Here is a 22252-nt window from a genome sequence, read left to right on the forward strand (position 1 = left end):
TTTTACAATGCCTGCCATTCGCAGGTATAAAAATTAGCTCAGGAGTAATCCATGCTGGCCTTCTTAAACCAGGTGCGCAAGCCGACCCTGGATCTGCCGCTCGATGTGCGGCGTAAAATGTGGTTCAAGCCGTTCATGCAGTCCTATCTGGTGGTTTTTATCGGCTACCTGACCATGTACCTGATCCGCAAAAACTTTAACATCGCGCAGAACGACATGATTTCTACCTACGGGTTGAGCATGACCGAGCTGGGGATGATTGGCCTGGGCTTCTCGATCACCTACGGCGTGGGGAAAACGCTGGTTTCCTACTACGCTGACGGTAAAAATACCAAGCAGTTTCTACCGTTTATGTTGATCCTCTCCGCTATCTGTATGCTCGGCTTCAGCGCCAGCATGGGCGCGGGGTCAACCAGTCTGTTTCTGATGATCGCTTTCTATGCCCTGAGCGGTTTCTTCCAGAGTACCGGCGGATCGTGCAGCTACTCGACCATCACCAAATGGACTCCGCGTCGTAAACGCGGCACCTTTCTCGGCTTCTGGAATATCTCCCACAACCTCGGCGGTGCGGGCGCGGCAGGCGTGGCGCTGTTCGGCGCCAACTACCTGTTCGACGGTCACGTCATCGGCATGTTTATCTTCCCGTCGATTATCGCGCTGATCGTTGGCTTTATCGGTCTGCGTTTTGGCAGCGACTCCCCGGAATCTTACGGTCTGGGTAAAGCTGAAGAACTGTTCGGCGAAGAGATCAGCGAAGAGGATAAAGAGACTGAAGAAAACGAAATGACCAAGTGGCAGATCTTTGTTGAATATGTGTTGAAAAACAAAGTGATCTGGCTGCTGTGCTTCTCCAATATCTTCCTGTATGTGGTACGTATTGGTATCGACCAGTGGTCAACCGTCTACGCCTTCCAGGAACTGAAACTTTCTAAAGAGGTGGCGATTCAGGGCTTTACCTTGTTTGAAGTGGGCGCGCTGGTCGGCACGTTGCTGTGGGGCTGGCTCTCTGACCTGGCGAACGGTCGTCGCGCGCTGGTAGCCTGTGTGGCGCTGGCGTTAATCATCGCCACCCTCGGCGTCTACCAGCACGCCAGCAACCAGTATGTCTATCTGGCCTCGCTGTTCGCGCTCGGTTTCCTGGTGTTTGGGCCGCAGCTGTTAATTGGCGTGGCGGCAGTCGGTTTCGTACCGAAAAAAGCCATCGGCGCTGCGGACGGTATCAAAGGAACCTTCGCTTATCTTATCGGCGATAGCTTTGCCAAGCTGGGTCTGGGCATGATTGCCGACGGCACCCCCGTTTTTGGTCTGACCGGCTGGGCGGGCACCTTCGCCGCGCTGGACGCCGCCGCGATCGGCTGTATCTGCCTGATGGCGATGGTCGCCGTGATGGAAGAGCGCAAAATCCGCCGTGAGAAAAAAATTCAGCAAGTCAATATCGCTTAAATGTGTGCATTTGGTAACGTTTTGCCCGGCTTAACGCCGGGCTTTTTTATGCCTTGCGTTCGTCAGACAGGACATCCGGCGTCTGGCGTAAATGAAGACAGGCGTTAATAAATCACATCCTGACAGGCCAGAACGTCGACAGTTATAAATTTACCGTTATGATGGGCATCCTGTTTGGTGACGGATGTGCGCATGATTTGGTTGATTCTGGCCACGTTTGTGGTGGTGTTTATTGTGGGGTTTCGGGTGCTGACATCGGATACCCGCCGGGCGATTCGCCGCCTGAGCGAACGTCTGAATATTGATGTAGTGCCGATAGAATCGATGATTGATCAGATGGGTAAAACGGCGGGCGGTGAATTTTTACAGTATCTGCATCGCCCTGATGAGTCGCATTTGCAAAATGCCGCTCAGGTGTTACTTATCTGGCAAATGGTGATTGTCGATGGCGGCGATCAGAATTTGCAGCGGTGGCATCGCTTGCTGCAAAAAGCGCGTTTAGCCGCGCCGATCACCGACACACAGGTACGGCTGGCGCTGGGCTTTTTGCGCGAAATGGAACCCGATATGCAGGAGATCAACGCGTTTCAACTGCGCTATAACGCCTTTTTTCAGCCGGAAGAGGGTGTCCACTGGCTGCATTGATACTCTTCACTATCTCGTTAACAAAAGACGAGATGAATGAGGCTGGCAAGGGCGGCGAGCCACGATTAACGGCCGGGTGGCGCTGCGCTTATCCGGCCTGGAGACGCGATTCATCGTTAGCCAAATAAAGCGTAGCCGCCATCGTATTTGCTAAGGGTGAACCACAGAAGTAACGCACCGAATAACCGCTAATGACGCCAAAACGTCAGAGACTTATAGCTCATCATTTCCGTGACATATATCACGGAAATGTGATCTTGTTTTGAACACTAAAACTGTGACTCCTTGCCATACCTCCTGTCTCAAAATTTCTTATCATAAACTCGAAGTTGTACATGATTGTCTATAGACAACTCTAAATGTTTAGGCGCGCACCATGAAAACATTGAGTAAAAGTTCACACATCCCACTGTATCAACAAGTTGTGGAGTGGATAAGGGAAAGTATTTATAGCGGAGAATTGGTTGAGGATGACAGGATACCTTCAGAGTTTCAAATCATGGATATGCTGGAGGTGAGTCGCGGTACCGTTAAAAAAGCGGTTGACCAACTTGTCCGGGAAGGTGTTCTTGTGCAAGTGCAGGGTAAAGGAACTTTCGTAAAGAAGGAAAATGTTGCTTACCCACTGGGTGAAGGTTTGCTCTCCTTTGCTGAAGCCTTAGCCAGCCAGAAGATAAACTTCACAACCAGTGTTATAACCTCCCGACTGGAGCCCGCTAACCGCTTTGTAGCAGAGAAACTGAGTATCAAACCGGGACAAGATGTTTTATTTCTTAAACGCCTTCGTTGTATTGGCGATGAAAAAGTCATGTTGATTGAAAATCGTATCAACATTGATCTCTGCCCCGGTATTATTGATGTAGATTTTACCAGGGAGAATTTATTTTCAGCAATAGAAAGATTATCTGATAAGAAAATAAGTTTTTCTGAAAGCCGTTACGCAGCTAAATTAATTGGTAATGAGCGAGGCCATTATCTTGATATTGGTGAAGACGCACCTGTTTTGCATTTGGAACAGTTGGTGTTTTTTTCTAGAGGATTGGCCATTGATTTTGGTAACGTCTGGTTAAAAGGTAATAAATATTATCTTGGCACTATTTTACAGCGCCTGGATGCCTGACTAGCAAAGAGGAATCTATGCAGGATATTCATTTTCGCCGTCATTATGTTCGACACCTCCCTAAAGAGGTGAGTCAGAATGACATAATCAAGGCTCTTGCCAGTCCGTTAATTAACGATGGTATGGTTGTATCTGATTTTGCCGATCACGTCATTACGCGAGAACAGAATTTTCCAACGGGTCTACCGGTTGAGCCTGTAGGTGTCGCTATTCCACATACTGATCACAGGTATGTTCGCCAAAATGCCATTAGCGTTGGAATACTGGCAGAACCCGTCAATTTCGAAGATATGGGCGGGGAACCAGATCCCGTACCTGTCAGGGTGGTGTTTATGCTTGCTTTAGGTGAAAGCAATAAGCAGCTCAACGTACTGGGTTGGATTATGGATGTGATCCAGGATGAGGATTTTATGCAGCAGTTACTGGTCATGAATGATGATGAAATTTATCAGTCAATTTACACACGCATATCTGAAAGAGGTGAAGTATGAGTAAAATGATACTATTCGTTTGCGCAACGGGTGTTGCTACTTCCACGGCTGTGGCAGAAAAAGTAATGGAATATTGTAAAGACAATGGGCTTGATGTTAATTATTCCCAAACTAATGTAGCCTCATTGCCAAACAATACCGATGGTGCAGCTTTGGTTGTATCAACAACGAAAGTTCCTTATGAACTGGATATTCCGGTTGTTAGTGGTCTGCCAATCATTACCGGAGTAGGTGAAGATAAAGTTCTTGAAAAAATAGTTTCAATCCTTAAAGGCCAAGCCTGATTTCATAAATAAAAAACAGATAAATTACCCAGGCGCTAACGCGAGGTCTGGTCACATCTGAATAAGAGGTCGGATATGAATGATATAGCACATACTCTCTATACCGTTGTGCAATATGTCCTGGGATTTGGCCCAACGGTTTTATTGCCGCTGGTCCTTTTTTTCCTGGCATTGTTCTTCAAAGTAAAACCCGCTAAAGCACTTCGCTCATCGTTAATTGTCGGAATAGGGTTTGTCGGAATTTATGCCATCTTTGACATACTTACCAGCAACGTAGGCCCGGCTGCACAGGCAATGGTTGAGCGAACTGGTATTAGCCTTCCTGTTGTCGATTTAGGCTGGCCACCATTGGCCGCAATTACCTGGGGCTCACCAATCGCACCCTTTGTCATTCCGCTGACGATGCTGATTAATGTCGCCATGCTGGCCCTGAATAAGACACGTACTGTTGATGTCGACATGTGGAACTACTGGCACTTTGCCCTGGCTGGAACGCTGGTTTACTACAGCACAGGGAGTTTTGTTTTGGGTCTGTCCGCAGCCGCTATTGCCGCGATCGTGGTTCTCAAACTGGCGGACTGGTCTGCGCCATTAGTGGCAAAGTACTTCGGTCTGGAAGGTATTTCACTTCCGACCCTGTCATCTGTCGTCTTCTTTCCGATTGGATTGCTGTTCGATAAAATTATCGACAAGATCCCAGGCGTTAACCGTATTCATATTGATCCGGAAAACGTTCAGAAAAAAATGGGAATCTTCGGCGAGCCTATGATGGTGGGTACTATTCTGGGGGTCTTGTTGGGCATCATTGCCGGATATGACTTTAAACATATCCTGTTGCTGGGGATCAGCATTGGCGGTGTCATGTTCATTCTTCCGCGTATGGTACGAATTTTGATGGAAGGTTTATTACCTCTGTCTGAAGCCATTAAGAAATATTTGAATGCCAAATATCCTGGCCGTGATGATCTCTTTATCGGACTGGATATCGCGGTAGCAGTAGGTAACCCAGCCATTATATCTACAGCACTGATTCTGACACCTATCTCTGTCTTTATTGCATTCCTTCTTCCTGGCAATAAAGTCCTGCCACTCGGAGACCTTGCGAACCTGGCAGTCATGGCTTCCATGATTGTACTGGCATGTCGTGGCAATATTTTCCGGGCTGTGATAACCGCAATTCCTGTTATTGTCGCCGACTTGTGGATTGCGACCAAAATTGCGCCATTTATTACCGGTATGGCTAAAGATGTCAATTTCAAAATGGCTGAGGGGTCAAGTGGTCAGGTATCAAGCTTCCTTGATGGCGGTAACCCCTTCCGTTTCTGGCTGCTTGAAATATTCAACGGAAATATTATTGCTATCGGGCTGATTCCTGTGCTTGCGCTGATTATTTATGGTGTTTTTCGCCTGACAAAAGGAACGGTCTATGCCTGATTACCACGCAGCGCTTGTCATTGACATTGGTACAACTAACTGCAAAGTCAGCTGCTATTCCTGTCATGACGCGTCAGTTCTGGAAGTCCGCAAGTTTCCGACGCCAACAATATCGTCGGACAAAGGCGAGGTAGACTTCGATATCGAAGCGCTGTGGCAGGCACTGCGACTGGTAATGGCTGAACTGGTGGCTTCAGTACCGTTTCCGGTAAAAAATATCAGTATTGCGAGTTTCGGTGAGTCTGGCGTCTTTGTGGATAAGGAGGGCGTCATTCTTACCCCGATGCTGGCCTGGTATGATCGACGTGGTGAATCTTATCTCTCGTCATTAAGCAAGGCAGAGGCTGAAGAACTGTATTCTATAACGGGATTGCCACCTCATAGTAATTACTCAGCATTTAAAATGAGATGGTTGCTTGATAATTACTCCTTGCATGAAAGAAAAGATATCTGCTGGTTACATGCACCAGAAGTGTTGTTGTGGCGAATGACAGGTGCGAAAAAGACGGAAATATCGCTGGCCAGTAGAACGTTGTGTCTGGACATTGCTCGCCGTACCTGGTCTCGTAATGCTGCCGGGATTCTCGGCATACCGTTCGGTGTACTGGCTCCGTTGATAAAGCCGGGTGAAGTGGCTGGATGGGTGACGGCAACGCTCAGGCAGGAGTTGGGATTACCACATGAGGTAAAAGTCACACTCGCTGGACACGATCATATGGTCGGTGCCCGCGCATTACAGATGCAACCGGGCGATGTGCTGAATTCTACCGGCACGACAGAGGGTATTTTACTGCTGAATACACAGCCAACGCTTGATGTGCAGGCTCGCAGGGATAAGCTGGCAAATGGTTGTTACTCCGATGGTGAATTTTTCACGCTTTTCGCTTCTCTGCCTGTCGGCGGTTATGCGCTTGAATGGGTGAAAAAAACCTTTCGTTTAACTGATAAGGAAATAAGCACAGGCCTGGAAAAAGTCATGGAGCAATACCTCAAACCTTCCTGGTCTGTCGAGCATGTGCCGGTATTTATTCCTCATTTGCGGGGCTCGGGTTCGCCAAATAAAAATCGGCACACTCGTGGCCTGCTTTTTGGGCTGACGGATTCACTTCCTCCGGAGTCTCTGCTTGAGAGTGTCTTTATTGGCCTGGCGATGGAGTTTGCACACTGTCATGGGTGCTTTAATATCCCGGCGGGCAGGACAGTAAAAGTCATTGGCCCTGCGGTGAAAAACCCATACTGGCTCCAGTTGAAGGCTGACATCCTCCAGTGTCCAATTGAGGCCATTGCTTTTGATGAAACCGTCTCCCTTGGAGCATTGTTGATAGCCTGTCCGAATGTTGTCCCCCCGACTGTTCCTGTAGCTGAGCGATATTTTCCTGACGCGGTTCGTTCTGCAAAGTTGAAAATATATCAGCAGCAATGGCTGTCATTTTACCAATTTAAACTGCGGCAAGAAGGGGCGCTTATTGGTGAATAACTGTGATAACTCAATAGTTCGATAATTTACTTACACTGCTCACATAAATATCTGGAGTTAATATGCCTTTAGTCAATGGTAGGATTCTGCTCAATTGTATTCAGGAAAAACATGTCCTTGCGGGGGCATTTAATACAACGAACCTGGAGACAACAATTTCCATTCTTAATGCAATAGAACGTTCCGGATTGCCCAATTTTATTCAAATTGCTCCTACTAATGCACAGCTTTCAGGTTACGATTACATTTATGAAATTGTTAAGCGGCATGCCGACAAAATGGATGTTCCTGTCAGCCTGCATCTGGATCATGGGAAAACTCTGGAAGATGTTAAGCAGGCTGTCCGGGCCGGATTTACCTCAGTAATGATTGATGGCGCGGCGCTACCGTTCGAAGAAAATATTGCATTTACCCGAGAAGCTGTCGATTTCTGTAAATCATTTGGTGTTCCCGTCGAAGCGGAATTAGGCGCTATTCTGGGTAAGGAAGATGATCATGTCAGCGAGGCTGACTGCAAAACTGAACCTGAGAAGGTTCAGCGCTTTGTTGAGGAGACAGGGTGCGACATGCTGGCAGTGTCAATTGGTAATGTACATGGTCTTGAAGATATCCCACGCATTGATATCCCGCTATTACAACGCATCGCGTCTGTCAGTCCGGTACCTTTGGTTATTCATGGAGGTTCTGGTATTGACGCGGATATTCTTCGCAGCTTTGTTAATTACAAAGTAGCCAAAGTGAATATTGCGAGTGATTTGCGCAAAGCCTTTATTACTACTGTCGGTAAGGCTTGGGTAAATAATAACAACGAGGCTAATCTGGCGCGTGTCATGGCGAACGCAAAACAGGCAGTTGAGGATGATGTTTATTCTAAAATTAAGATGATGAATAAACATCACTCAGCATTCCGCAAAGTCTCTTAAGGAAAATATATGATTAGACAAACAGTACGCGTTATGAACAGTACGGGGCTTCATGCGCGGCCAGCCGCGACACTTGCGAAAATTGTCAAAAAATACCAGTCTTCATTAACGCTAGTTAATAATGACAAAGAAATTCCTATTAAAGGAATGATGAGTATTTTGGGGGCTGGCGTAAAGGGAAACACAATGATTGATTTAATTTGTGATGGACAGGATGAACTGGCTTTTATGGATGAATTAAAATCTGCATTTGCTGATGGCTTTGGTGAGTCAGTATAGTGCAATTCCCGTCAAACGGCGCAGGAAGTTGTAGAGGCTTCCTGCACCCATTATCGTATGAATCGTCTCCACCCGGAAAACAATCCCGTCTGAGACTGTTATTAAATTTGTTTAATTACCCGTTGTTGAAGTGCTCATTTCAACAACGGGACAGGCAAATTATAGATGAAAAGAAACTCAAAGCTCTTGCGGCGGAACTGACTAAAGGGATGACCCCGCGCGAAATTGTCGCTACGTTCGAAAAAATGGAGTATGCCGATCCAAAACTGGCGGTGAGTCGTTTTATTCTCAAGTTAGGTGACCACCTGAGCGATCACCTTTAAAGTTATACAGAATTACTGACAGACTCTTTAGAAATCGAAACCAGGAGAATATCTCACAGGAGACATCGCACCTTTCTTTCTAAGATCCTCTGGAATCTTTTTACCGAGATAAAGCTGTGCTATCGCAGGTGGCGCTACTTTTCCTCGAAATCCAAAGCGGGAATTTTGAGTAGCTTCAAACTCCTCGTCTTCATCCCATGAGGATATCTCTGGGAAATTCTCACGGGTAGATTTGAGCCACTCATCAGCGACATATACACCCCTTACGATTCCCTTCACTGTAGCCAATATAACTTCAGCCTTACGGGCACGCTCAACGCTGACCCGCCAGCTAAAACGTACGGCATCATAAAGGTCCACATCTTTTGAACTTCTGTTAACAGAGATCATCAGGGCTTTATGTTGGAATACAATTGTTTCAGGTTGGTATGTGGCGATTAACTCTTTGATGTGTGCAGCACCATATTCATTACTGCCAGCACCGTTCATGATATTAGTTAAACCGGGGTAGGCGTCTATAAGGGCGGCTTCAACCTCGTAAGCGGTCTTTTCATCAGCTATACCGTGTCGGTGAATAACATGAATGACCTCAAGACCAGCTAATCTTATCTCTCGAAGTTGCTTGAGCTTGTTACTAAGTAACTCATCATCATCCACTGCTGCGACCTCACCGCGCATATGAGCAAATACACGATTGCCTTTTCCCTTCCCCACGTAGAAGGTACTTCCGTCCCTTGGATCAATTAATCGATACACATACCAGCCAAGGTGTTCAATTACTCCCGGTGGAAACTCATTAATATCCATGTCATAACGCCCATCAATTGATTCATAAAACCATGATACTGTCGATTAACAACTTATAGTACTCATTAATCTTTCCCGATGATTGATAAAGTGAGCAGCGTCTGCTGTTGGCGCTTAGCGGACATTTTAACTTTGCCCACCCTCAGACATCCGACTTAGCCTTAACAGACCATCGGTAAAACCCTCATACCAGCACCTTTAGCCCGTGTTTTTGGACAACATTAAGTAGTTTCAGTGACATCCCGCTGGGACGCTTGGCGCCGCTTTCCCACTTTTGAACCGTTGATACGCTGGTATTCAGGTACCGAGCGAAAACCGGCTGGCTAACGTTGAGTTCTTCTCGTAACGCTTTTATTTCAAGTGGCTGCAGGTCTTTGATGCTGCTTAAGCAGGCCGTGTCAAAACTGCGCATTGTCTCCTGGGGAATGGCATCCACGCTAAATAATCCAGATGCCGCGCTATGAATCGCTTCAAAGGCAGGGCTTTTGAATTTAGTTTTTGCTGACATGGCGCACCTCTACCAGTTCTTTGTTATTAATGAGTGCCGTTATCTGATCTTCGGTCAGGCAAGCATAGTGTTTTGCTAACTCACGGAAACCCGCAAGTTCGCGATAGCTAATGTTGGCCATATCCTGTTTGGCATACAGGAAGGTGTAAAACCAATGTTCGCCTCCCTTTGCCAACACGATTGCGCGATCGCGATTTTGATTGAGACGTTTTTTATAAACCCCGCCGCCGAGATTATCTGCTTTTCCTTGCAGTACGGCGTTGATGGCCTCGCTTAACTCGTCATCTTTTATCGTGTGGGACTTCGCTTCTCTGTTAAACCACCTGGTTTTGAAGATTCGCATCAGGTTGACATCCTGTAATCTAAAGTATAGCACCAGGTGATACACTATGTCTTACCTTTTGGTTTTACACGCAGCGAGAGAAGATAATTCTCAACGCTCGACCAGCCTCGCAAAATGCAGCGCAACAATGTCAGTTGCTAAAATGTTAATCAGATCACATTTTGTAATGTTACACTGCGTGGATTTTCCGCACTAAAACGACGCAGGTAACCACAATGAATGAAAATATCGCAGAAAAATTCCGCGCTGATGGGGTTGCCAGGCCTAACTGGTCAGCCGTTTTTGCCGTGGCGTTTTGTGTCGCCTGCCTGATTACCGTTGAGTTTTTGCCCGTTAGTCTGTTGACGCCGATGGCGCAGGATCTGGGGATCTCCGAGGGCGTCGCCGGTCAGTCGGTCACCGTTACGGCGTTTGTCGCGATGTTTTCCAGCCTGTTCATTACCCAGATTATTCAGGCGACCGACAGGCGTTATATCGTTATTCTGTTCGCCGTTTTGCTGACGGCTTCTTGTCTGATGGTCTCCTTTGCCAACAGCTTTACGCTGCTATTGCTGGGCCGCGCCTGTCTTGGGTTGGCGCTGGGCGGATTCTGGGCGATGTCGGCGTCGCTGACCATGCGACTGGTTCCCGCGCGTACCGTGCCGAAAGCGCTGTCGGTGATTTTTGGCGCGGTCTCCATCGCGTTAGTGATCGCCGCGCCGCTGGGCAGTTTTTTGGGCGGTATTATTGGCTGGCGTAATGTCTTTAACGCCGCTGCGGTGATGGGCGTACTGTGCGTCATCTGGGTGGTGAAATCACTGCCGTCGCTGCCGGGCGAACCTTCTCACCAGAAACAGAATATGTTTAGCCTGTTGCAACGCCCTGGCGTGATGGCCGGGATGATCGCCATCTTTATGTCTTTTGCCGGGCAGTTCGCTTTCTTTACCTATATTCGCCCGGTCTATATGAATCTGGCGGGCTTTGACGTTGATGGTCTGACGCTGGTGTTGCTCAGTTTTGGTATTGCCAGCTTCGTTGGCACTTCTTTCTCATCTTATGTCCTGAAACGTTCGGTAAAACTGGCGCTGGCCGGTGCGCCGCTGCTACTGGCGCTGAGCGCGCTGACGCTCATTGTGTGGGGGAGCGACAAAACCGTGGCGGCGGCAATAGCGATTATCTGGGGGCTGGCGTTTGCGCTGGTGCCGGTGGGATGGTCAACGTGGATCACTCGTTCTCTTGCCGATCAGGCGGAAAAAGCCGGTTCCATCCAGGTCGCGGTGATTCAACTGGCAAATACCTGTGGCGCGGCGGTGGGCGGTTATGCGCTCGACAATTTCGGGCTGCTTTCGCCGCTGGCGCTTTCCGGCGGACTGATGCTGTTGACGGCGTTAGTCGTGGCGGCGAAAGTCCGTATTACGCCAATGAGTTGATATTGCTACCATTTTTAGGCCGGATACGACGTTAGTCGTTATCCGGCAATAATAAACGCTTAATCAAAACCGTTATGCTCTGCGGTGGCGGCAAACCATTCTCCGCTTTTTTTCACCGTGCGCGTTTGGGTGGTTAAATCCAGTTGTACAAAACCATAGCGATTTTTATAGCCGTTCAGCCATGACCAGTTATCGATAAAGGTCCACATGTGGTAGCCAAGACAGTGACAGCCCTCGCTAATGCCTTTATGCAGCCATTTAAGATGCTCAGAGATAAAGTCAATCCGGTAATCATCGTGAATCTGTCCCGCTTGCACAAAACGCTGCTCGTTCTCAACGCCCATCCCGTTTTCGGAGATAAAACAGCGCGGATTGCCGTAATTATCCCGCAGGTTGGTGATGATGTCGTAAATTCCTGGCGCGTAAATTTCCCAGCCGCGGTAAGGGTTCATCTTGCGCCCCGGCATGTCGTAATAGTCAAATAACCACTCCGGCATAAACGGCGCTTGCGGATTCACCGCCGTATCACGGCATTTCACGCGGCGCGGCTGATAATAGTTAATCCCCAGTAAATCGATTTTGCCGTCGGCAATAAGCTGACGGTCGCCTGGCTGACAGGCAGGCAGCTGGTCATAGGTTTTCAGCAGCGCCACCAAGTCCGCCGGGTATTCTCCCTTTAATACCGGGTCAAGAAAACTGCGGTTGAATAACAGATCCGCATGATGCGCGGCTTGCACATCGGCGGGATGCTGCGAGCGTGGGTAGGACGGCGTCAGATTCAGCACCACGCCGATTTCACCGTCGTAGCGCCCGGCGCGCCAGGCGCGCACGGCGGTCGAGTGCGCCAGCACGGTATGGTACGCCACGGTGGCCGCACGTTTAAAATCCACCACATTGGGATAGTGGAAGTCGTACAAATAGCCGCCTTCCACCGGCACAATCGGCTCGTTAAAGGTAAACCAGTGCTTCACGCGGTCGCCAAACAAGGTAAAACACGTTTGCGCGTACCGACCAAACGCCTCTACGACGTCGCGATTTTCCCAGCCGCCTTTCTCCTGCATGACCATCGGCATATCAAAATGGAACAGCGTAATAAACGGCGTGATGCCCTGCGCCAGTAGCTCGTCGATGACGTGATTGTAGAAGCTCACCGCTTGTGGATTCACCTCGCCTACGCCATCTGGAATGAGCCGCGCCCAGCTTAGCGAGGTGCGAAAACTGTTATGTTTTAACTGTTTCAGTAGCGCGATGTCTTGCTTCCAGTGGCGATAGAACGTTGAGGTTTCCGCTGGACCGACGCCCTGATGAAAACGACCCGGCTGGCGCTCGAACCACACATCCCACGTGGTCTGGCTTTTACCGCCATTCAGACTATCCCCTTCGGTTTGCAACGCTGAGCAGGCGCTGCCCCACCAGAAGTTATCGGGAAAACGGTATCGCATTGTCGTACTCCTTGATCGCGTAAATTCGCTCCAGAATACGCGCTTTTAGCGAACAGAAACCGGTTACAGTCCGCATTTTCGCGACCAAAAAGCGGAAAAGCTGTGCTACATCTCCGGGCATTCCACCTTGCCGAGAGCCTGCCAGTAGTTATGCTGATTGTTGCGCTCTATCGCGATCATCGCCTCCCGAATATGCTGCTGGTTCCCCTCGCTTGCCATGATTTTTTTCTCCCAGGCTTCATCGGTTAGCGCGCCTTTGGGCGTACACATTTTGCGCAAATCCTTTAAAATCGTATTTTTTTCATGCGCCGACTGGAGTGAGCTAAACGGAGAGTCGGCATACGTGACGCCCGGTAGCGCGACAAGCGCGGCAATAAGCAGAAGCGTTTTTCGTTTCATAAACGGTATCCTTATCGGTTTGCACTTTTTCAAGAGTAAGTGTAGACCGCGCGACGCTCACTCATCGGGGCGTGCTATCCGTTGGCGTTGAAGTCAGGCAAAAGTGGGAAGGCGGTTTCTCGCTGCGCCTTCACTTTCTTGCGTGGCAGAATAGTGTATGTTCTGAACACTCTTTTATTTCGTAAGCGGTAGTGTAATGAGACGTATTGAGATCGTACTGGGAGAGCTGGAACGGCTGACGCGCGGGCTATGCCTTGCCGATTTGGCGCAGGAGACGGCGTTTACGGCGGAGGCGATAGGTTTCAATCTTGGGCTGGCGCGTAACTCCGTCAGCAAAGATCTCAATCAGTTATGGAATGACGGCCTGGCAATCAAAAGCCGTGGCCGCCCGGTCTATTTTCTGCATCGCCAGGCGCTGGAAACGTTGCTGGGACGACAGCTGGAAGAGTCTGAACGCGAAGTGCGGTCGGTGGCGGATGTGCTGCCGCATGAAGAGCATTACGCGCCCGACGATCCGTTTACCAGCCTGATTGGTTACGATCGCAGCCTGCGCGATGCGGTAGAAAAAGGCCGTGCGGCGGTGCTCTATCCGCACGGTTTACACGTTCTGCTTACCGGGCCGTCCGGCGTCGGTAAAACCTTTTTTGCGGAACTGATGCACCGTTTCGCCTGTGAACAGGCGAGCGGCGCTATCCCGCCGCTGGTCTACTTTAACTGCGCGGAATACGCCCATAACCCGGAACTGCTCTCCTCGCATCTGTTTGGTCATCGGCAGGGGGCGTTTACCGGCGCGAATGAACATAAAACAGGCCTCGTGGAGCAGGCGGACGGTGGTTATCTGCTGTTGGACGAGGTGCACCGTCTGTCTTATGAAGGGCAGGAAAAGCTGTTCTCTATTCTGGATAAAGGCGAGTACCGTCCGCTCGGCGTGAGCAGCCAGCCGCGATCAATTTCGGTACGCCTGATTTGCGCCACTACCGAACCGGTCGGGTCGGCGCTGTTACGTACTTTCCAGCGGCGTATTCAGGTATGCATTGATTTGCCGGGTATTCGCCAGCGCTCCGTTGAAGAACAGATCGAACTGATCGTGGGGTTCTTACAGCGGGAAAGCCGCAAAATAGAACGCACGGTCAGCATTGATAAACCGTTGTTGCTCTGGTTGCTGAATAAACCCCTGGAAGGCAATATCGGCCAGCTAAAAAGCGATATTCAGTTTCTCTGCGCTCAGGCGTGGGCATCGGGAATGACCGAGCATAACGACACGCTACAACTGGATAAGCGGCTGGCGGAGATGTCGGTTAACCCGACGCCGGAACAGCGTCTATTGGTGGATACTCTGTTTGACGGTAAAGCGCGGCTAAATATAGACGCGCGCACGCTGCCCGCATTGAAGACGTCGCTGGCGACCGGGGCGGAAATTGAAGAGAGCGACCTCTTTTACAGCTTCCTGACGCGCGAATATGTTAATTTGCGCAACAGTAACGTCCCCCCGGCGGAGACGCTGGCGATCCTGAAAAATAAACTCAGCTCGATTTTTGAATACGGTCTCTACAGCCGCGACAGCGTGGCGCATCCGCCGCGCTATGGCGACCAGATTGAAGAGCGCGTGACGCTGCTGATTGGCTGCGTAGAGCAGGTGTTGGGATTTTCGCTGCCGGAAAATCTGGTTAACCCACTGCGTAAACACTTCCTGGCGCTGATAGGCTACGTGCAGCGCGGCCTGATCCCGCAGCTTTACTCTTCCAGTTTGATCCTGGATCGCTGCAAAGACGAATATGACAACGCCACGCTGCTGTGTCGAAAAATCAACGAACTGTTGCATATTCAGTGTCCGGCGACGGAAGTGGTCTGGCTATGCCTGTTCCTGAAAGAGTGCCGCCATTATCGCCAGCGCATCGATGCCAGCCCCGACTGCGGGGTCATTTTGATCGCTCACGGCGCGACCACCGCCACCAGCCAGGCGCAATATGTCAACCGCGTGCTGGAGCGCGAGCTGTTCAGCGCCATCGACATGCCGTTTGAACAGTCGGTGCATGACACGCTGGAAACGCTGACCCAAATGATTCAAACCCGCCAATATCGGCGGCTTATCCTGTTGGTGGACATCGGTTCATTGATCCATTTCGGCAGCACCATCAGTAAATTATTCCAGATAGATGTTTTGCTCATGCCGAACATCACGCTGACCAGTCTACTGGAAGTCGGGCTGGATTTAAGCTATGAAACCAGCGACTTACCACAGTTGACGGCGCTCCTGCAGAGTAAAAATATCCCCTGCCAGCTTTGTACGCCGCAGCAGGAGAACGGCGGCAAAGTGCTGGTCATCTCCTGTATTACCGGCATGGGAACGGCGGAAAAAATCAAAAAGGTGCTGGAGGAGAGCTTTGGCGAGCTGATGTCGCAGGACACCAGGATGGTGATCCTTGATTATAACGAGGTACGTAGTCTGGAGCGCGTTCAGCAGGCATTGAATGCCAGCGAGCGGCTGGCGGGGATTGTCGGTACTTTCCAGCCGGGGTTGCCGGATATTCCGTTTATTTCGCTGGAAGAGCTTTTCTCCGAACAAGGGCCGGAACTGGTGTTGAGCCTGTTAACGCCCGATCTGTCCAACGCTGAACGCCGTCTGGAGATGGAGCGCAGCGCCATGCGCTTTATCAGCGCGCTAACGATGGAGAGCATCATCAACCATATTTCCGTGCTTAACCCGCAGCGTATTCTGAAAGAGATGGAGGGCGTTTTTAACCATCTGACGTCTTCGCTTTCCCTGAAACCAAGTCGCCAGGTGACACTGCGCTTCCTGATCCACTGCTGCTGTATGGTAGAGCGTATTGTGATTAACCGTAAACCGTTACAGATGGCGCTGGAAAGTCAGCCGAATCTGGACGCGCGCGCGTTTAGTGTCATCAAATCCGCTTTTCTGCCGATCGAAGACGCCTACGCCATCCGTTTATCGGATGCGGAATATTTTTATATCTACGAACTGCTCTATAGCTAATCCTTTTACTGGCGGGGCTTCGCGCCTCGCCAGACCTTTCTTCTTCCTCGCGTGACACAAATTCTGGCACAACCTTTGCTCTTCTGATGATGCGTTATGCCGGATAGCGGCGTAAACGCCTTATCCGGCCTACCGGGAGCGTCCTGTAGGCCCGGTAAGCGCAGTGCCACCGGGCAATATATGCCGGTGTTCTCATGTAATTGCGCCAGGAGGCCATTTTGACTACCACACAACCGTTGCCCCACATCCTGCTGCTGACGCATGGCGGCTGGGGACAACCGCTTTGCAACAGCCTGCGTATGGTCACGGGCGAAATTAAAGGCGTGACGGAAATCGCGCTAATGCCTGTCGATACGCTGGGCGAGTTTTATCAACGCGTCGAGGCCGTGGTGAAAACGCTGCCGGAAGGCTCGCTGATCCTGACGGATTTTGTCGGCGGCACGACATCCAACGTCGCGGCGCGACTAAGCGCCGATTATCCGGTGGCGGTGATTGCCGGACTGAATGCGTCGCTACTGCTGGAGGCGCTGGACAGGCGCGAACAAGGGATGCTAACCGCCTGCGTGGACGAGTTAGTTGAGGCCGGGCGCAGTAGCTGCCTGGATGTGGTCGCCCATGTACGTCAGCTACAACAATCACTCTAAGGAAAACATCATGGCCAATATCGTTTTATGCCGCATCGACAGCCGTCTCATTCATGGACAGGTTGTCACGAAGTGGGTCGGACAATCTCAGGCGAACCGGATAGCCGTTGTGAGTGATGAACTGGACGCCGATCCGTTTATGAAAAATATCTACCTGATGGCGGCGCCGCCAAATATCAAAGTGGATTGCTTCGGCAACCAGAGTTTTGCCGCTGCATGGAAAGAAAATCAGCTTGGCGACGGTAACGTGCTGGTGCTTTTTCCGTCACTGGCGGCGGTGCAGGACGCCATACAACTGGGCTTTGACGTCACCCGCATTCAGGTTGGCGGTCTCGGCGGCGGGCCAAACCGCAAGGCGGTTTTTCAGAATATTACGCTGGATGAAAAAGACGTCGGCATTCTTAACGACCTGAAAAACCGTGGCGTTCAGGTATTTTTCCAGACCATTCCGGAAGATAAGCCGCAGCCGCTCGACGATATCCTGAAAAAATTCTAACCCTTTAATAGACACAAAATCATTCTGGATGCATCAAGGCGGCAACTGAGTGAATCCCCTGGAGCTTACTAAAGTAAGTGACTGGGGTGAGCGAAGGCAGCCAACAAAGAGGCAGCCTGAAGGATGAAGTGTATAGGATAACACTATGGATACCTTACTCTTTGCAAGCCTGATGGGGTTGTATTACTGGTTTGCCCGTTTACGCCTCGGCTACACCTTCTCCGCGATGCTGTTACAACCGGTGGTGATCGCGGTATTTGTCGGGCTTTTGCTTGGCAATATGCAGACTGCGATGATCATCGGCGCAGGGATGCAGCTCGTTTATTTGGGCGTGACCTCAACGCCGGGCGGCAACGTGCCGTCGGACCCGGCGCTGGCGGCCTGTATCTCCATTCCTATCGCGGTGAAGGCCGGTATGGACCCAAACCTGGCGATCGCACTGGCAATCCCGTTTGGCGTGATTGGCGTGTTTCTCGATCAGCTTAGGCGCACGCTGAACGCCGCCTGGGTGCATATGGCGGATAAACACGCGGAAACGGCAAACATGGCGGGCATCATGCGTTGCGCCTTTCTTTACCCGGCATTGCTGGGGCTGGTGCTGCGCTTCCCGGTGGTCTTTGCCGCTAACTACTTTGGCCAGGATGTGGTGGAAAGTTTCCTTAAACTGATGCCGCACTGGTTAACCCACTCCTTTGAAATCATGGGCGGCATTCTGCCGGCGCTGGGCTTTGCCATCACCATTATGGTGATCGGTAAAAAGAGCCTGTTGCCGTGGTTTATCGGCGGGTTCTTCGCGGTGTTGTACCTCAAGGTCGACATCATGGCGATGGCCATCTTCGGCACCTGTGTCGCCTTCCTGATTAAAGGCCTGGCGAAAAATGAAGGAGCAGCATGATGAGCAGTGACGTAATGCAACATGAACTGGTTGAGCGCGCGCGGGAAAGCGGGGCGCTGACCAAAGCAGATATCACCAAAGCCTGGTTTATCTACTGGCTGGGCGCCGAGGTTTCCAGCTCCTATGAGCGCTTACAAAGCCTGATTTTCTGCGCCTCGATGACGCCGATCATCAAAAAACTTTACCCGCAAAAAGAGGAGCAGGTAGAAGCGCTAAAACGCCACCTTAACTTCTTTAACTCCGAGCAGACCTTCGGCGCGGTGATTCAGGGCATCTCTATTGCCATGGAAGAACAAAAAACGCGCGGCGAGCCGATTAACGACTCGTCTATCACCGGCATTAAAACTGGCCTGATGGGGCCGCTTGCCGGGATGGGCGACTCGATTATCTGGGCGGCGGTGATGCCGCTGTTGATAGCGATCTTTATTCCGTTCGCGGCAAATGGCAGCGCGATGGGTGGTATTATCCCGCTGATTCTCTACCCGGCGATCACCCTGGCGATCAGCTACGGTATGGTCCACAAGGGATATACGCTGGGGCGTGATTCGATTATCGGCCTGCTGCAAGGGGGGCGAATCAAAGAACTGATCTACGGGGCCAACGTGCTGGGTTTGATCATGATGGGCGCGCTTTCCGCCAGCTACGTCAAAATCACCACGCCGTTAAAAATTAGCGCCTTGAAAGGATCTGAAGTGGTGGTTCAGCAGATCCTCGACTCTATCGCGCCGGGCTTACTGCCACTGGCGGCGGTATTCGCCATCTACTTCTATCTGGTAAAAAAAGGGCCGCGCTACACCACCATTTTGCTGTCGATTGTCGCACTGAGCATAATCTGTTCGTTGTTGGGAGTGCTGTAAATCATGACGCCGAATATCTATCAACAACTGGGGTTGAAAAAGGTCATTAACGCCTGCGGCAAAATGACCATTCTGGGCGTCTCAAGCGTCGCGCCGGAGGTCATGCAGGCCACCGCGCGCGCGGCTTCCGCTTTCGTCGAGATTGATGCGCTGGTGGAAAAAACCGGCGAACTGGTATCGCGCTATACGGGTGCTGAAGATAGCTATATCACCTCGTGCGCCTCGGCGGGTATTGCCATTGCCGTCGCTGCCGCTATCACCCACGGCGATCGGGCGCGCGTCGCCCTGATGCCGGACAGTACCGGTATGGCCAATGAGGTAGTGATGCTGCGCGGGCATAATGTGGACTACGGCGCGCCAGTCACCAGCGCCATTCGTCTTGGTGGCGGGCGCATAGTGGAAGTGGGGTCGAGCAATCTGGCGGCCCGCTGGCAACTGGAAAGCGCCATTAACGAAAAGACCGCCGCGCTACTGTATGTGAAATCACACCATTGCGTACAGAAAGGCATGTTGAGCATTGACGATTTTGTACAGGTGGCGCAGGCCAACCACCTGCCGTTGATTGTCGATGCCGCGGCGGAAGAGGATTTGCGCGGCTGGGTGGCGAGCGGCGCGGATATGGTTATCTACAGCGGCGCGAAAGCCTTTAATGCGCCAACCTCCGGGTTTATCACTGGTAAGAAAACGTGGATTGCCGCCTGCAAAGCGCAGCACCAGGGGATTGCCAGGGCAATGAAAATCGGCAAGGAAAACATGGTTGGGCTGGTGTATGCGCTGGAGAATTACCACCAGGGCCAGACGACCGTGACCGCAGCACAGTTACAGCCGGTCGCGGAAGCGATTTCCGCCATCCATGGACTTTATGCCGATATCGAACAGGATGAGGCCGGGCGTGCAATCTGGCGTATTCGTGTGCGGGTGAACGCATCTGAATTGGGGCTGAACGCGCAGGACGTCGAAGCGCAGTTGCGCGGCGGCGAGATAGCGATTTACGCCCGCAAATATCAGCTTCATCAGGGGGTTTTTAGCCTCGATCCACGCACGGTAGCCGAAGGGGAAATGGCATTGATTGTGGCGCGACTCAGGGAGATTGCAGAACATGCAGCAGATTAATTTTTATCGTCAGCGGGTAGCGATTAACGTGCTGGCAAAGGATATCGCCAACGCGAAGGCTATCTATGAAGCCGCCGAAGGCCATGCGGTCATTGGCGTACTTTCCGCGCAGTTCGCTACGGTAGAAGAGGGCGTGCCGGAGGTGAAACGCTGGATGGCGGAGGTGCCGTCTATCTCAGTGGGTCTGGGCGCAGGCGACCCGGCGCAGTACTACAAAGCGGCGATGATTGCCGCCCATACTCACCCGGCCCATGTCAACCAGACCTTTACCGGCAGCGGCTTCGCGGCGGGCGCGCTGGCGGCGACGGGCGGCGAGCAAACGCATATCAACGCCCTGGTCAGCCCGACGGGAACGCCTGGCGAGGTGGTGATTTCTACCGGCGTCAGCAGCAGCCAGGGAACGCCAGCCCGCGTTTCCTGTGAAGCGGCGGTACGCATGATGCAGGATATGGGCGCACATGCGGCGAAGTTTTTCCCGATGGGCGGCGAAAAGTCGTTACCGGAACTCTATGCGCTGGCGACAACCGCCGCCCGCCACGGCATGACGCTCATCGAGCCGACCGGTGGTATCTCACTGGATAATTTCGGTATTATCCTGCAAACCTGCCTGGAAGCAGGCGTGCCGCGCGTCATGCCGCATGTTTACAGCTCGATTATCGATCCGCAAACCGGCAATACGCGCCCCGAAGACGTCATTCGGTTGATGGAGATAGTCAAAGCGCTGGTGTGAGATTTATCGCCGAAGAGCGCTACGTTTACCGGGCCTACAGATGACGTGTATTTGTAGGCCCGGTTAGCGTTACGCTATCGGGCGATAATGCGTAGCAGGCTGGGCAAAAATGTACGTATTGCAGCCGTCAGTGATTCCCTTTCGAGCCTCCTCGCAGGGTTAAATTTTCCTGAATGCTGTCTGTATTTTTGGCGAGTACAGTGGCGTCATCTTATTCCTCAGGTGACGGATCGCCATGAAAAAAAGCCCCACGTCCACGCCTCATGATGCGGTATTCAAAACGTTTTTACGCCATCCGGATACCGCGCGGGATTTTCTCAATATTCATCTTCCCCATTCGCTAAGAATACGTTGCGATCTGACGACGTTGAAACTGGCGCCGGACAGTTTTATCGAGAAAAATTTACGCGCGTTTTATTCCGATGTCCTTTGGTCACTAAAAACGTGTGAAGGCGACGGTTATATCTATGTCGTTATAGAGCATCAGAGTACGCCGGACGCGCATATGGCGTTCCGGTTAATGCGTTACGCGACTGCCGCGATGCAGCGCCATCTGGATGCTGGCCATAAAACGTTACCGCTGGTGATTCCCATGCTGTTTTACCATGGCGCGAAAAGCCCGTATCCCTTTTCGCTGTGCTGGCTGGATGAGTTTGACGATCCTGCACTGGCGCGTCAGCTTTATGCGACGGCATTTCCACTGGTAGACATTACGGTGGTGCCGGATAACGAGATTATGCAGCATCGACGTATCGCGATGCTGGAGCTGGTACAAAAGCATATACGTCAACGCGACCTGATGGGATTGGTCGAGCGCTTAGCGGTACTTCTGATTACGGGAAACGCTAATGACAGTCAGCTAAAAGCGCTGTTTAATTATTTGCTAATACAGCATGGCAGCACGCCTCGTTTTGGCAAGTTTATCCGCGAGGTGGCGCGTCGTGTTCCCCAACACAAGGAGAGATTAATGACGATCGTAGACAGAATACGTGAATCGGGGCGCAGAAAAGGTAAGCGTGAAGGCGTGCAACAAGGCATACAGCAAGGTATACATCAAGGTAAGCAGGAGGAAGCCTTGCGTATTGCGCATACGATGCTGGAACAGGGGATCGAGCGAGAGATGGTGCTGATGATTACCGGGCTTTCTGACGAAGAGATTAAGGCAAAGCGCCATTAAACTTTTCCCTTTTCCGCC

23 protein-coding genes are annotated in these 22252 nt (G+C 51.1%); 18 read left to right on the forward strand and 5 right to left on the reverse strand.

What is annotated here, in order from left to right; all coding sequences use genetic code 11:
* The first annotated feature begins 51 nt into the window (after positions 1-51).
* The 9 genes from uhpT to J4617_RS15480 all read left to right on the forward strand — a co-directional run bounded on the left by uhpT (position 52) and on the right by J4617_RS15480 (position 8096).
* On the forward strand, positions 52-1443 hold the full coding sequence (uhpT, locus tag J4617_RS15440) for a hexose-6-phosphate:phosphate antiporter (RefSeq protein ID WP_000879181.1): 1392 nt from the start codon (positions 52-54) through the stop codon (positions 1441-1443).
* 192 nt (positions 1444-1635) lie between these two features.
* Positions 1636-2088, forward strand: a complete 453-nt coding sequence (locus J4617_RS15445; RefSeq protein WP_001519640.1) for a DUF1198 domain-containing protein — start codon at positions 1636-1638, stop codon at positions 2086-2088.
* Positions 2089-2464: 376 nt separating this feature from the next.
* On the forward strand, positions 2465-3208 hold the full coding sequence (locus tag J4617_RS15450) for a GntR family transcriptional regulator (RefSeq protein WP_000854956.1): 744 nt from the start codon (positions 2465-2467) through the stop codon (positions 3206-3208).
* A 17-nt stretch (positions 3209-3225) separates the two neighbouring features.
* Positions 3226-3699 (forward strand): PTS sugar transporter subunit IIA, encoded by a 474-nt coding sequence (locus J4617_RS15455; RefSeq protein WP_001152237.1) that lies wholly within the window; start codon positions 3226-3228, stop codon positions 3697-3699.
* Positions 3696-3983: a PTS sugar transporter subunit IIB gene (locus J4617_RS15460; protein ID WP_000041396.1), complete on the forward strand. Its 288-nt coding sequence runs from the start codon at positions 3696-3698 to the stop codon at positions 3981-3983. The genes J4617_RS15455 and J4617_RS15460 overlap by 4 nt, the downstream gene beginning before the upstream one ends.
* Before the next feature lie 75 nt (positions 3984-4058).
* Positions 4059-5417, forward strand: a complete 1359-nt coding sequence (locus J4617_RS15465) for a PTS galactitol transporter subunit IIC (RefSeq protein ID WP_000997824.1) — start codon at positions 4059-4061, stop codon at positions 5415-5417.
* Positions 5410-6894 (forward strand): FGGY-family carbohydrate kinase, encoded by a 1485-nt coding sequence (locus tag J4617_RS15470; protein WP_001113549.1) that lies wholly within the window; start codon positions 5410-5412, stop codon positions 6892-6894. The genes J4617_RS15465 and J4617_RS15470 overlap by 8 nt, the downstream gene beginning before the upstream one ends.
* 62 nt (positions 6895-6956) lie before the next feature.
* Positions 6957-7817, forward strand: a complete 861-nt coding sequence (locus J4617_RS15475; RefSeq protein ID WP_001131802.1) for a class II aldolase — start codon at positions 6957-6959, stop codon at positions 7815-7817.
* Positions 7818-7826: 9 nt separating this feature from the next.
* On the forward strand, positions 7827-8096 hold the full coding sequence (locus J4617_RS15480; protein WP_000621109.1) for an HPr family phosphocarrier protein: 270 nt from the start codon (positions 7827-7829) through the stop codon (positions 8094-8096).
* Positions 8097-8446: 350 nt separating this feature from the next.
* On the opposite strand, the gene J4617_RS15485 is transcribed toward J4617_RS15480, so the two are convergent.
* From J4617_RS15485 to J4617_RS15495, 3 genes are all read right to left on the reverse strand, one after another.
* On the reverse strand, positions 8447-9226 hold the full coding sequence (locus J4617_RS15485) for a hypothetical protein (protein ID WP_000353908.1): 780 nt from the start codon (positions 9224-9226) through the stop codon (positions 8447-8449).
* Positions 9227-9410: 184 nt separating this feature from the next.
* On the reverse strand, positions 9411-9734 hold the full coding sequence (locus J4617_RS15490; protein WP_001274841.1) for a DNA-binding transcriptional regulator: 324 nt from the start codon (positions 9732-9734) through the stop codon (positions 9411-9413).
* Positions 9718-10077: a type II toxin-antitoxin system RelE/ParE family toxin gene (locus J4617_RS15495; protein WP_001217953.1), complete on the reverse strand. Its 360-nt coding sequence runs from the start codon at positions 10075-10077 to the stop codon at positions 9718-9720. Before J4617_RS15495 ends, J4617_RS15490 begins: the two co-directional genes overlap by 17 nt.
* Positions 10078-10292: 215 nt before the next feature.
* On the opposite strand from J4617_RS15495, the gene nepI reads away from it, so the two are divergent.
* The gene (nepI, locus tag J4617_RS15500) at positions 10293-11486 is read left to right on the forward strand and encodes a purine ribonucleoside efflux pump NepI (RefSeq protein WP_001004798.1); all 1194 of its coding nucleotides are present in this window, start codon (positions 10293-10295) and stop codon (positions 11484-11486) included.
* 59 nt (positions 11487-11545) lie between these two features.
* On the opposite strand, the gene J4617_RS15505 is transcribed toward nepI, so the two are convergent.
* Entirely contained in the window at positions 11546-12928 is a 1383-nt protein-coding gene (locus J4617_RS15505; RefSeq protein WP_017465920.1) for a glycoside hydrolase family 1 protein, read from the reverse strand.
* Between the two features lie 105 nt (positions 12929-13033).
* Positions 13034-13327 carry a YicS family protein gene (locus J4617_RS15510; protein ID WP_000824212.1) on the reverse strand — a complete coding sequence of 98 codons (294 nt, stop codon included), beginning with the start codon at positions 13325-13327 and terminating at the stop codon, positions 13034-13036.
* Positions 13328-13523: 196 nt separating this feature from the next.
* Here J4617_RS15510 and dagR point away from each other — a divergent pair, with 196 nt between their 5' ends.
* The 8 genes from dagR to J4617_RS15550 all read left to right on the forward strand — a co-directional run bounded on the left by dagR (position 13524) and on the right by J4617_RS15550 (position 22234).
* A complete protein-coding gene (gene dagR / locus J4617_RS15515) occupies positions 13524-16322 on the forward strand; it encodes a transcriptional regulator DagR (protein WP_001252672.1) in 2799 nt (932 codons plus the stop codon).
* A gap of 218 nt (positions 16323-16540) precedes the next feature.
* A complete protein-coding gene (locus tag J4617_RS15520; RefSeq protein ID WP_000214106.1) occupies positions 16541-16966 on the forward strand; it encodes a PTS sugar transporter subunit IIA in 426 nt (141 codons plus the stop codon).
* A 10-nt stretch (positions 16967-16976) separates the two neighbouring features.
* The gene (locus tag J4617_RS15525) at positions 16977-17462 is read left to right on the forward strand and encodes a PTS system mannose/fructose/N-acetylgalactosamine-transporter subunit IIB (RefSeq protein ID WP_001284295.1); all 486 of its coding nucleotides are present in this window, start codon (positions 16977-16979) and stop codon (positions 17460-17462) included.
* Positions 17463-17607: 145 nt separating this feature from the next.
* A complete protein-coding gene (locus tag J4617_RS15530) occupies positions 17608-18357 on the forward strand; it encodes a PTS sugar transporter subunit IIC (protein WP_000380259.1) in 750 nt (249 codons plus the stop codon).
* Positions 18354-19214: a PTS system mannose/fructose/sorbose family transporter subunit IID gene (locus J4617_RS15535; RefSeq protein ID WP_001519740.1), complete on the forward strand. Its 861-nt coding sequence runs from the start codon at positions 18354-18356 to the stop codon at positions 19212-19214. Before J4617_RS15530 ends, J4617_RS15535 begins: the two co-directional genes overlap by 4 nt.
* A gap of 3 nt (positions 19215-19217) precedes the next feature.
* Positions 19218-20327, forward strand: coding sequence for a D-glucosaminate-6-phosphate ammonia lyase (dgaE, locus tag J4617_RS15540; RefSeq protein ID WP_000188468.1), 1110 nt, complete (start codon positions 19218-19220; stop codon positions 20325-20327).
* A complete protein-coding gene (locus tag J4617_RS15545; protein ID WP_001186147.1) occupies positions 20314-21057 on the forward strand; it encodes a 2-dehydro-3-deoxy-phosphogluconate aldolase in 744 nt (247 codons plus the stop codon). Before dgaE ends, J4617_RS15545 begins: the two co-directional genes overlap by 14 nt.
* A gap of 235 nt (positions 21058-21292) precedes the next feature.
* Complete coding sequence (locus J4617_RS15550; protein WP_000749540.1) at positions 21293-22234, forward strand: Rpn family recombination-promoting nuclease/putative transposase; 942 nt, start codon at positions 21293-21295, stop codon at positions 22232-22234.
* Positions 22235-22252 lie beyond the last annotated feature (18 nt).

Source organism: Salmonella sp. 32010601201800023SM, assembly GCF_017572235.1.
Lineage (GTDB): Bacteria > Pseudomonadota > Gammaproteobacteria > Enterobacterales > Enterobacteriaceae > Salmonella > Salmonella enterica.